The organism is Saccharothrix sp. HUAS TT1 (genome assembly GCF_040744945.1).
Taxonomy (GTDB): domain Bacteria; phylum Actinomycetota; class Actinomycetes; order Mycobacteriales; family Pseudonocardiaceae; genus Actinosynnema.
The window spans coordinates 8,315,328-8,327,381 of the sequence record NZ_CP160453.1 but is presented as its reverse complement, the minus strand read 5'-3'; the positions used below and the strand labels follow the sequence as shown (position 1 = coordinate 8,327,381).

Annotated in this window: 7 protein-coding genes; 3 read left to right on the top strand and 4 right to left on the bottom strand. The window is 72.5% G+C overall.

Annotated elements, in window-relative coordinates:
- Positions 1–178 precede the first annotated feature (178 nt).
- The 3 genes from AB0F89_RS36485 (at position 179) to AB0F89_RS36475 (ending at position 3,882) form a co-directional block, all read left to right on the top strand.
- Complete coding sequence (locus AB0F89_RS36485) at positions 179–1,804, top strand: vWA domain-containing protein (RefSeq protein ID WP_367130920.1); 1,626 nt, start codon at positions 179–181, stop codon at positions 1,802–1,804.
- A 430-nt stretch (positions 1,805–2,234) separates the two neighbouring features.
- Complete coding sequence (locus tag AB0F89_RS36480) at positions 2,235–2,885, top strand: GntR family transcriptional regulator (RefSeq protein ID WP_367130919.1); 651 nt, start codon at positions 2,235–2,237, stop codon at positions 2,883–2,885.
- A gap of 1 nt (position 2,886) precedes the next feature.
- A complete protein-coding gene (locus AB0F89_RS36475; protein ID WP_367130917.1) occupies positions 2,887–3,882 on the top strand; it encodes a 1-aminocyclopropane-1-carboxylate deaminase in 996 nt (331 codons plus the stop codon).
- A gap of 4 nt (positions 3,883–3,886) precedes the next feature.
- On the opposite strand, the gene AB0F89_RS36470 is transcribed toward AB0F89_RS36475, so the two are convergent.
- The 4 genes from AB0F89_RS36470 to AB0F89_RS36455 all read right to left on the bottom strand — a co-directional run bounded on the left by AB0F89_RS36470 (position 3,887) and on the right by AB0F89_RS36455 (position 12,011).
- Entirely contained in the window at positions 3,887–4,786 is a 900-nt protein-coding gene (locus tag AB0F89_RS36470) for a helix-turn-helix domain-containing protein (RefSeq protein ID WP_367130915.1), read from the bottom strand.
- A gap of 738 nt (positions 4,787–5,524) precedes the next feature.
- Positions 5,525–6,499, bottom strand: a complete 975-nt coding sequence (locus AB0F89_RS36465) for a hypothetical protein (RefSeq protein WP_367130913.1) — start codon at positions 6,497–6,499, stop codon at positions 5,525–5,527.
- The gene (locus AB0F89_RS36460; protein WP_367130911.1) at positions 6,496–6,729 is read right to left on the bottom strand and encodes a hypothetical protein; all 234 of its coding nucleotides are present in this window, start codon (positions 6,727–6,729) and stop codon (positions 6,496–6,498) included. The genes AB0F89_RS36465 and AB0F89_RS36460 overlap by 4 nt, the downstream gene beginning before the upstream one ends.
- Positions 6,730–7,367: 638 nt before the next feature.
- Complete coding sequence (locus AB0F89_RS36455; RefSeq protein ID WP_367130909.1) at positions 7,368–12,011, bottom strand: ATP-dependent helicase; 4,644 nt, start codon at positions 12,009–12,011, stop codon at positions 7,368–7,370.
- Positions 12,012–12,054: the final 43 nt, after the last annotated feature.

The following is a 12,054-nucleotide window of genomic DNA, read 5'->3' as shown; positions in this document are numbered from 1 at the left end:
GGACGACCTACCCAGCTCGGCGCGCGCGGCTGCCGTTTGCCGGACAGCGCGCGGCTCGAAGTTGCTCTGCTCGGACCGTACTCGGCGGGTCCGCCGGTCATCCGCTTGGCGTGTCCGGACACCGGTGTCCGGGGACCCGGGCCCCTGCGCCCGGCAGCGTCCAGCGGAAAGAGATCAGATGCGTCCCTCCCGCAGACGCGGCGTGCTGCTAGCCGTCGCCGCGTTGACCGTCTCCGCCGTCCAGCTCACCTCACCGGCGTCGGCCGCACCCGCCCCTGCCGCGCCCGCGCCCGCCGCCGTCTCCAAGTGCGGCCCCCTCGACGTCGCGTTCGTCCTCGACGACACCGGCAGCATGGGCGGCGCCATCGCCAACCTGAAGACCGGCATCAACGCGATCGTCAACGACGTGGTGACCGCGTCCGGCGGCGACTACCAGCTCGGCCTGGTGACGTTCAAGGACAACGTCACCGTCCACAACAACCTGGCGCCCGGCAACGCGGCGGCCGTGACGAACTACATCACCAACACCCTGGCGGCGGGCGGCGGCAGCGGCGAGCCCGAGGCGTCCGACGAGGCCCTGAACACCGTCGTGAACAACCGGGCGGCGGCGGGTCGGCCGCAGAACGTCGACTTCAACGGCACGTGGCGGTCCAACGCGATGAAGTTCGTCGTGCTGGTGACCGACGCCCGTCCCGGCGGGTTCGACGACGCGCACACCGCCGCGGACGTCGCCAACGCCGCGCAGTGGGCCAACGACGCCCTCTCCCGGGGCATCAAGATCAGCTCGGTGTACGTGCCGACGTCGGCGCTGTACACCCCGGTGATCACGCCGATCATGCAGAACTACGCGACGACGACGGGCGGGATCTTCCTGCAGGCGACGTCGACCGGCGCGGGCACGGCGGACGCCATCCGGAAGTTCCTGTCCGACTGCCGGCAGACCGACGTGTTCATGCGCGACCAGGTGACCGACACCGGCGTCGAGACCAACCCGAACGGCACGGTCTGGAACAGCCCGGACATCAAGGTCTGCCCGACCCTGGCGGACTGCGCCCCCGGCTTCCAGCCCGTCGTCGGCGCGACGAACTACGTGCACGTGCGGCTGAACAACCCCGGCCCGTACGGCTCGGGCACGGCCAACGGCACGCTCAAGGTCTACCGCACCCCCGCGGGCGGCGGCACGACGTGGAACAACGTGACCAACGGCAGCTGGGTGTACATCGGCCAGCAGGCGCTCAGCGTGCCGGCCGGCGGCGCCGTGGCGAAGATCCCGTGGTCGGGCATCCCCGGTCCGGGCCACTTCTGCCTGCTGGCGCGCTGGGTGTCGGCGACGGACCCGATGACGTTCGCCGAGACCTCGAACACCGCGCTGAACACCAAGAACAACAACAACATCGCGTGGAAGAACCTCCAGACCGTGCGTGGTCGCGTGCTGGAGCCGGTGCGGTCCTGGTTCACCCTGGGCAACGGGACCGAGCGCGAGGTCAAGACCGACCTGGTGCTGACCGGTGAGAAGCCGGTGGACGGCGCCGTGGTGATCGACCTCGGCCGTGAGCTGCTGGAGCGCTGGCGGGCGGGCGGCGGTCAGGCCGAGGGCGTGAAGCAGGTCGGCGAGACCGCGTTCCAGCTCGACCCGAAGCGCGCCGCGCTGTTCGGCGTGCCGCTGCGCCCGGGTGAGACGTTCACGACGGAGCTGACCTTCACCCCGAGGACGGCGGGCGAGTACCTGACGAACCTGGTCCAGTTCGTCGAGGGCGAGGACCACGGAGGTGTGGCCTACCACGTCATCACCGAACGCGGGTGACCTGCTGATCGGCCGCCGCGCCCCGTGCCCTCGTCGGCACGGGGCGCGGCGTTCGCGTTCGCGGGCCGGTGGGGTGCGATCACCGGGTCGGGGCCTGCGGGCAGCCCTGGGTCGGAGGAGCGGCGGGGATGCCCGCCGTCCTGGCCGACGAGGCCCACCCGGCACGTCCGGCGCTGGAGGCGTCGAGCTGGGTCGCCGGGATCGCGAGCCTGGCGGTGGCGGTGGTGACGTGACCGGCGGCACGGGTTCCGGGCCGACGACGCGGGGGCGCATCGGCGGCCCACCGGGCCCGAACATCCCGACACGTTGCTGTCTCGCAACAACCTCGCGTTTGCCTGTTGGTCGGCAGGCGACGTGAAGCGGGCGATCGGGTTGTTGGAAGAGGTCCTGGTCGACGCCGAGCGGGTGCCGATCTTGCGGCCGAGGGGCTATGGTGACCGGTATGCAATATATTAGCCGGGCGTTGTTCCGCGACCAGGCGCTGACCGCGATCCGCGAGGCGATCATGGGCGGCGACCTGGCACCCGGCACGGCGATCAAGGACGTGGAGCTGGCCGAGCGGTTGGGGTTGTCGCGGACGCCGGTGCGCGAGGCGTTGGCCCGGTTGACCGACGAGGGCCTGGTCGAGAGCAAGCCGCACAGCTACACGAGGGTCACCCCGCTGGACCCGGCGGCGGTGCGGGACGCGCACGTGGTCGTCCAGACCATGCACGCGCTCGCCGCGCGGTTGGCCGCGCCGCACGTGGTGGAGGCCGACCTGGCCGCCATGCGCGCCGCCAACACGGCGTTCGCCCACGCGCTGACCGCCGGTGACGTGCCCGCCGCGCTCGCCGCCGACGACGAGTTCCACGCGGTGGCCGTGCGGCGCAGCGGGAACTTCGCCGTGGTCGCCACCATCGAGCGCTACACACCACTGGTCCGCCGGCTGGAGCGGTCGCGGTTCGCGGCGCCCACCGGTCGGCACTCGGTGGCCATGCACGACGAGATCACCACCGCCTTCGCCGCGGCCGACGCCGACCTCGCGTCCCGGCTGGTCGAGCGGAACTGGGCGACGTTGGCCGACCTGCTCGAGGAGGACTGACATGGCGCTGGACGACTTCGCGCGCTTCCCGCTGACCTTCGGACCGTCGCCGGTGCACCGGTTGGAGCGGCTGACCAAGCACCTCGGCGGCGCGCAGGTGTGGGCCAAGCGGGAGGACTGCAACTCCGGGTTGGCCTACGGCGGCAACAAGACGCGCAAGCTGGAGTACCTGGTGGCCGACGCGCTGGCCACGGGCTGCGACACGCTGGTGTCGATCGGCGGCGTGCAGTCCAACCACACCCGCCAGGTGGCCGCGGCGGCGGCGCGGTCCGGGCTGAAGTGCGTGCTGGTGCAGGAGAGCTGGGTCGACTGGCCGGACGCCGTGTACGACCGGGTGGGCAACATCCTGCTCAGCCGGTTGATGGGCGCCGAGGTGCGGCTGGTGGAGGCGGGCTTCGGCATCGGCGTGAAACCCGCGTGGGAGCAGGCGATCGAGGACGTGCGGGCGGCGGGCGGCAAGCCGTACGCCATCCCGGCCGGCGCGTCGGACCACCCGCTGGGCGGGCTCGGTTTCGCCGGGTGGGCGGTCGAGGTCGAGCGGCAGGAGGCCGAGCTGGGCGTGCGGTTCGACACCGTGGTCGTGTGCTCGGTGACCGGCAGCACGCAGGCGGGCATGGTCGCCGGGTTCGCGGGCAGCGGCCGCAGGGTGATCGGCATCGACGCCTCCGCCGAGCCGTGCGACACCCGCGACCAGGTCCTGCGCATCGCCAAGAGCACGGCGGACCTGGTCGGCGTCGAGGTGGCCGACCCGGACGTGATCCTGGACGACCGCTTCCACGAGGGCATCTACGGCGTGCCGGGCGAGGCCACCCTGGAGGCCATGCGGCTGGGCGCGCGACTGGAGGGCATGATCACCGACCCGGTGTACGAGGGCAAGTCGCTGGCGGGCCTGGTGGAACTGGTGTCCACCGGCGAGATCCCACGCGACTCCACCGTCCTCTACGCCCACCTCGGCGGCCAACCGGCGCTGAACGCCTACAGCGCCCTGTTCCGCTGAACCGTCAGAGCACCACCGCCCCTATGCACAGGCCGATCGCCAGCGCCGCCAAGGACGCGACCAGCGTGAAGGTGTACTTCCGGACCGTCGGTTCGACCGGCGCCAGCTCGCGTTCGGGTTCTTCCTGCTGCTTCAACGTCTGCCAGGCCCGGTGCCAGCGGACGCACAGCTCGAGCGATCCACCGCATGCCTGGATGAACGCGACCACGCGCTCGCCCTTGGCCGGCAGCTTCGGCTTCTTGGGGTCGCACATGGCGTGCAGCGAGCTGCCCGACGAGTAGTAGGTGCTCCTGGTCGCTTCGGACAACGTGTTGAACGAGCGACCGCACCCGGCCTGGATGGCCCGCATCGCCCTGACGAAGTCGAGGGTGCTCGTGACCTCTTCGGGCAACGGCCACAGGGAGGTGTCCGCAGGGACCTCCGGGGCCGTCGGCGAGGCGTGGCGGCTGTGCTCGACCGATTGCCGGGGGTGTTCGGGTCGGACGTCCGTGCGGCGGACGACGAGCCGTTCGGGGTCCGGTACACCCTGGTCCTCGAGGAACTTCAGCAGGCGCACCGTCGGTGGGCTGACTTGGTCGACGTGCTCGACCGGCGCGGCCTTGGGCGGCTTGGGCGCTGCCGGCGGAGTGGTCTGCTGCCGAGCCGCACGGTCACGGGCCCGGTCCTGCTCCCACCGGTCCCGCAGTGTGTTGCGCACCATGTGAGGTGCGCGGCCTGCGGTCAGGTAGACCTCGACGACGTGCCACGCGGGCAACACCTGGTCCGCCTCGATGGCCGCGATGGCCGTCTCGGGCAGACCCGCGCGTTCGCCGAGCGCGGACGGTGAGAGGCGAGCGCGATGGCGCAACGATCGCAGCGCTTCACCCAGCATCGGAAGTGGAGGCGGTGCCGCCTCGGCGCTCATGGTCAGACCGCCTCGCCGTTCGACGCCGACAGGCGGAGTCCGGGTAGGGCTTGGTGGCGGTGTTCACGGCAGAGCGGGGGGCACGAATGGCACACGACGAGCACAGGCGTTCCTTTCGACCGGTGCGTCACAGTGGGGTGCGGACGGGCGTTTCGTGGTGTGGGAAGTCGTCCATTCGACGCGGTGGCCGGTGTGCAGCCGGGCCTGCCTCGTCGGACAGGAACATCTTGGCCGAAGGGCAAGCGGATTCAAAGTCGAGAACGCTTCCGGGGGTGAAATCGCTTCTACTCCTCGGTAACATTCATCCGGTCCGGACGGAGTTGGCGTTCGGGCGTGTTCAGGAAATGCGGCAAGTCGATCAAAGGGGTTCGACCTCGTTCGTGTGAACGTTGACGAACGGCCAGGTAGAAGCCGTTTTGGACGAACTCGAACGGCAGTCGGACGAGTTCGGACGACTAGATCACCCGTTCGTGTCTTGCGCGCACGGTGTCGTGCGTGAGGGAATGTGTCGCGACACGGGATCCAAGCCGAAGTCTGCATTGGGGTGCGGACGGGCCGGGATGCACAGGTCGAATCGCGAGACGTCCCCAGTGCAGCCGGGGCGACTCGCGTGAAGCAGATCCGAAGCAGATCCTTCGATTTGCTCGACAATTCCAGTTCGCCGGGAAATCGACGGTGGGCCGGTCTTGGCCTCCGATGATCGCCACACGCGCGTGTGGCGATCATCGGATCGGCGCGTCACGTCGGTGATCGGCGGTGTCGGCGCTCTAAGCGGAGGTCGCGGACCTTTCCGTACACGGTCACGACGGTGGTGGTCAGCGTCATCATGAGGAGCATCGCGGTGCTCAAGGGCTCGGTGGTGATGCCGGAAGAGTTCTCCGAGTCGGTCGTGGACTGGGAGAACACCCACCCGGACACGGAGGAGATCACGATGGCAGCCAGTGCCAGCCTCAGCCAGTTCACCGTGCGGTTCATCCTCCACGAACGGCTGGAGGGGCGGGAACGCCTCGACGATCGGACTTCGGCACGCCGGTCGAGCGCTGTCGGCAACGACTCGCGTCCGTTGGCGGGTGTCGACCCGCCGGTGGACGACTCGACCTCCGCCGGCGCGGAGGCGTCGACCGCGCTGTCGAGTGCCGCCTTGCCCTGGCGCAGCTCGGCCCACAGTCGCATGACCCGGTCCACCTGAGGCGATCCCAGGCCGCACGCCTGGGTCAGCGCCACGATCTGGTCGGGCTTGGTGGGGAGCACCGTGTTGGCCGGGCTGAGCAGGTGATAGGTCGTGCTGGTCGGAAGACCCGACCGGCGGGCGAGTTGGTTGCGGTTGCTGCCGGAGTTCACCGCGACGAGCCGCAGCAGTTCCATGAACTCCTCCACCGTGCGGGCTTGCAACGCGGAGTCCTGCGTCTCCACCACAGGCCGGTAGGCCCGTTCGGCTCCCCTGGTGGAGGTTGGACGCCGCAGCCGCACCGTAGACGCGACAGCCAGTTGGTACCGACCTCGCATGACCCTCGTGACCTGCCCCGAAAGATCCGCGGGGATGAGGTACTCGGGCCACGGCAGCAGCCGACCACCTCGGATGGCGGTCCGGACGTGGTCGGGCACGGTGTGCTCTAGCCGCCCCGCGATCCGCATGTAGAACGCGTGGAACTGCGTCACCGGACCTTCGTCCGCGAACGCCAGGACCGCGTCCTCCGCTGTCACGGTGGTCATCGAACTCCCCGTTCCGCGGACTCGTCGGCCAGGGCACGAGCCGCCCGTCGGCGCAGGGTGTGCGCGACACCGGTCGTAGTGATCAACATCGTGCCGGCCAGGCCGCCCAGGGCAAGCCCCAACGCGATGTGCGGTTGGTACCCGGACATGATCAGCCAACCGGTGAAGCCGAACACCATCAGCAGCGCCACGAGGTGCTCGGTGGTGAGACCCCGGTGCGGGATCGCCACTGCGGCTCCTGCGTCGGACGGTGGATCCACGGGCGTGAGGTTGCGCGACATGGCAAAGCTCCCTTGAAGGCATCGACGACGCGGCGGGCGCACACCCCGTGTCAAGGACAGGGAGGTAGTGCACCCACCGCAAAGGGGGTCAGCCGGAGGCTGTCGTGGGCGTTGCGTCACGGCCGGCGCATTTGGCCCTGCGCCTACCGCGGAGTGCCGCTGACGGATCAGCGGTGCCGAACATCCTGACACCGTTATGCGAGAGTCGGCAAACCAGTGCGCACGTGTCGCGTTCGGAGCGTCCTACGCGCTTTCCAACGGCTTCCAACAGGGGCTGTCGCGGCCACTTCGTTACCTGCCGTCGACGTCCGTCCACAGCTTGCGGAATTTTCGGCATGCCCTGGTAGAAGGCTTCCAACGGCTTCCAGTACGGCGTTCTCGGCCTGCGCCGGACCTCGACGTGTCGTTAGGGTGTGTAACGCCAACTGGGGGCAGTCGCGACTGAACACGCGTGTCCCCGATCCCTGGGCATCGCTGTGGGTCAGCCGGAGCGCAGGGACAGGCGGGTCGACCTTGGCCGGTCGCCCGCCAGGCCGATCGGCTCTCACCGCACGGCACATCGCGGTGTGGTGAGAGCCCCCTGCCTTTCACGCGCGCAGCCGCAACCCCTTGGGGGTGGCGCGGAAGCCCGCTTCCTGGAGGACGCCGGCCAGCCGGGAGCCCAGCGCCACCTCGCCGTCCGCCCGCTGCACCGCCAGCTGGCCCAGCCAGCCGTCCCGCACCGCCCGGCTCAGCGCCTGGGCCGCCGCGCGCAGCGGGTCCTCCTCCTCGGTGAACGACAGCAGCGACCGGCCGCCCCGCTCCACGTACAGCGTCGCCAGCCCGTCCACCAGCACCACCAGCGCACCGGACTTGCGGCCGGGGCGGTGCTTGCCGTCGCCGGTCTGCTCCGGCCACGCCAGCGCGGCGCCGTAGGGCTGTGCCGGGTCGGCGGCCGCGAGCACCACGGCGGCCGGTTTGCCGGTGTGCTCCTGGCCCGGCGGGCGGGACGACGCGCGCAGCCGGTCCACCGCGCCCCTGGCCGCGAACTGCGCCGCCCCCAACCCCTCGACCACGTAGCCGCGCACGACCTGCCCGGACTCCTCCATCGCCCGCAGCACCCGGTACACGCCGCTGAAGCCGCCGGTCACCCGCTCGGTGTCCAGCGCGCCCCGCGTCAGCACGCCGTGCCGCTCCAGGAACGCCTCGGCCCGCGCGTGCGCCCGCCGCGTCGCGTCCGTCGCGGGCACCACGGCCGGCGACCAGCGGCCCGCCACCGCCGGCGGCCCGGTGCGGCTGGGCATGTCCGGTCTCCCGGCCCGCATCCGCGCGTACCGCCCGCGCGGCGCGGCCCGGCGCGGTTTGTGCGCCGTGCCGCCGCCCGCGACCAGCGCCCGCAGCGGCGCCAGCGTGTCGTTGGTGACCACGCCCGCCCACACCAGGTCCCACAGCGCGCCGACGACCTCGCCGTCCGTCGTCGGGCCCTGCAGCGACACCCGGTCGACCACCTGCCGGAAGAACAGCGCCCCGCCGCCCAGCGCCTCCACCACGGCGGTGTGCAGCGACGAGTCCGGCGCCGCCTCGGGCACCAGGTCCGGCAGCAGCAGGTCGGCCACGTCCGTCGGCGCGAGCGCGATCCAGCCGTCGCCGCCCGCCAGCGAGCCGCACCCGGTCCACGTCACCTCGCCGGACGCGGTCAGCTCGTCCAGCAGCGCGGGGTTGTAGCCGGGCAGCCGCGCGGGCAGCACCAGCGACTCCACCGCGCTCGCGGGCAGCGGCGCGCCCGCCAGCTGCTCGACCACCGAGTACACGTCGTCCACCGTCGGCGCGGACCGCAGCCGCCTGCCCACCCCGTGCCAGCCCGGCAGGAACCGGCCCAGCGCGGCGGGCTCCACCGGCTCGACCTCGGCCCGCAGCCTGGCCAGCGACGCCCGCCGCAGCCGCCGCAGCACCTCGGCGTCGCAGTACTCGGTGCCCGCCCCCGACCCCTGGTGGCCCGCGAGGGACAGCGGCCTGAGCTCGCCGCGCACCAGCCGCCCGGCGGCGGCCATCCGCTCCAGCACGCCGGTCACCACGGCGACGCCCAGCCCGAACCGCTCGGCCGCCTCCGCCGCCGGGAACGGGCCGTGCGTGCGCGCGTACCGCGACAGCAGGTCGCCCAACGGGTCGGCCACCGGCTCGGTGAACGCCTCCGGCACGCCGACCGGCAGCGCCACGCCCAGCGCGTCGCGCACCCGGCCCGCGTCCTCGATCCCGATCACCCGGTCCGCGCCGGCGATGCGCACCCGGATCGCCCGCCGCTGCGCCACCAGGTCCGCCAGCCACTCCGGCCGCACGCCCCGCTCCAGCGCCTCGGCCTCGGACAGGTCGCCGAGGAACCGCAGCAGGTCCGCCGCGCCCTCCGCGTCCCGCGCGTGCCGGTCCGGCGCGAGCCGCTGGAGGTTCCGCTCGACCTCCTCGACCACCTCCGGGTCCAGCAGCTCCCGGATCGCCTCCGAGCCGAGCAGTTCGGCCAGCAGCGCCGAGTCCAGCGACAGCGCCGCCGCCCGCCGCTCGGCCAGCGGCGCGTCCGCGTCGTACAGGAACATCCCGACGTACCCGAACAGCAGGCTGCGCGCGAACGGCGACGGCGACGGCGTCTCCACCTCGACCACGCGCACCCGCCGCGCCCTGATGTCGGTCATCAGCTCGCGCAGGCCGGGCACGTCGTACACGTCCTGCAGCACCTCCCGCATGGCCTCCAGGACCACCGGGAAGCTCTCGTACTTCGCCGCCACCGACAGCAGCTGCGCCGCCCGCTGCCGCTGCTGCCACAGCGGTGTGCGCTTGCGCGGGTCGCGCCGGGGGAGCAGCAGGGACCGGGCCGCGCACTCCCGGAACCGGGCCGCGAACACCGCCGAGCCGCCCACCTCGGCCACCACCACCTGCTCGACCTCCTCGGGGTCGAGCAGCACGTCGTCCGCGCCCGCCACCACCTGCGCGCCGTCCAGGTCGACCGCGTCGGGCAGCCGGATCACGATGCCGTCGTCGGAGTGCGCCGCCTGCACCTCGATCCCGCGCCGCTCCCGCAGCCGCGCCGCGATCGCCAACGCCCACGGCGCGTTGACCTGCGCGCCGAACGGCGAGTGCACCACCAGCCGCCAGTCGCCGAGCTCGTCGCGGAACCGCTCCACCAGCACGACCCGGTCGTTGGGCACGTGCCTGGTCGCCTCGCGCTGCTCGCCCAGGTAGGCCAGCAGGTTCGAGGAGGCCCACGCGTCCAGCCCGGCCGACGCCGTGCGCTGCCCGGCCGCCGCGTCGTCCATGGTGGACACCTCGCGCAGGAACTTCCCCAGCGCCCGCCCCAGCTCCAGCGGGCGGCCCGGCGCGTCGCCCTTCCAGAACGGCATCCGCGCGGGCTGACCCGGCGCGGGCACCACGATCACCCGGTCGTGGGTGATGTCCTCGACCCGCCACGACGACGTGCCCAGCAGGAACGTGTCGCCCACCCGCGACTCGTAGACCATCTCCTCGTCCAGCTCGCCGACCCGCGAGCCGGGGCCGCGCTCGGACGGCGGCGTCATCACCGCGAACAGGCCGCGGTCGGGGATCGTGCCGCCGGAGGTCACCGCCAGCCGCTGCGCGCCGGGCCTGCCGCGCAGCTCGCCGGTGATCCGGTCCCAGGTGATCCGGGGCCGCAGCTCGCCGAACTCGTCGCTCGGGTACCGGCCCGAGAGCATGTCGAGCACCGCCTGCAGGGCCGACTCCGGCAGCGCGGCGAACGGCGCGGCCCGCCGGACCAGCCCGGCCAGCGCCTCCACCGTCCACGGCTCCATCGCCACCATGGCCACGACGTGCTGCGCCAGCACGTCCAGCGGGTTGCGCGGGTACCGCACGGCCTCGATCGCGCCGTCCCGCATCCGCTCCGCCACCACCGCGCACGACACCAGGTCGCCGCGGAACTTGGGGAACATCACGCCGCGCGACACCGCGCCGACCTGGTGACCGGCCCGGCCGACGCGCTGGAGCCCGGAGGCCACCGTCGGCGGCGCCTCGACCTGCACCACCAGGTCGACCGCGCCCATGTCGATGCCCAGCTCCAGCGACGAGGTCGCCACCACGCACGGCAGCCGGCCGGACTTCAGCTCCTCCTCGACCACGACCCGCTGCTCGCGCGACATGGAGCCGTGGTGCGCGCGGGCGATCGTGGTGGAGCGCTGGGTGGTGACGCCGGACTGGCCGACCGCCGCGGCCGGGAACTGCTCGCCCGGGAACCGCTCGGGCGGAGGTCCCCCGATCGGGGACTCGTCGGCCGGGACTCCCTCGGCGGCGGCTCGTCCGGCCTCCGCCGCCTCCTCGGCCAGCTCGTTGAGCCGCGCGGTCAGCCGTTCGGCCAGCCGGCGGGAGTTGGCGAACACGATCGTCGACCGGTGCTGCCGGACCAGCTCCAGCACCCGGTGCTCCACCGCGGGCCAGATCGACGCCCGCTGCTCCGCGCCCGCCGCCGACCCGGACACCTCGCCGGTCGGCTCGCCGAGCACCGACATGTCCTCGACCGGCACCTCGACCCGCACCTCGATGGTCTTGGCCGCCGCCGGTTGCACGACCCGCACCGGCCGACCACCCGCCAGGAACGTGCTCACCTCCTCGACCGGCCGGACCGTCGCGGACAGCCCGATCCGCTGGGCGGGCCGTTCCAGCAGCGCGTCCAGCCGCTCCAGCGACAGCGCGAGGTGCGCGCCGCGCTTGGCGCCCGCCACCGCGTGCACCTCGTCCACGATCACCGTCTCGACACCGCGCAACGACTCCCGCGCGGCCGACGTGAGCACCAGGAACAGCGACTCGGGCGTGGTGACCAGCACGTCCGGCGGTGTGCGGGCGAAGGCGCGCCGGGCGTCGGCCGGCGTGTCACCGGTGCGCATGCCGACCGTGATGTCCGGCTCGGGCAGCGACAGCCGGTGCGCGGCCTGCCGGATGCCCGCCAGCGGCGCCCGCAGGTTGCGCTCCACGTCGACCGCCAGCGCCTTCAGCGGTGAGACGTACAGCACCCGGCACCGCCGCTTGGGCTCGTCGGGCTTCGGCGTGGCCGCCAGCCGGTCCAGCGCCCAGAGGAACGCGGCCAGCGTCTTGCCGGAGCCCGTCGGGGCGATGACCAGCGCGTTCTCCCCGTCGGCCGCCGCGTCCCAAGCGCCGGCCTGGGCTGCCGTGGGCGCGGCGAAGGCCCCGGCGAACCACTGCCGGGTGGCGGGGGAGAAGCGGTCCAGGACGTCCACCCCACCATCCTGAACCAGGGGTCCGACAAATTCCGGTTGTGGC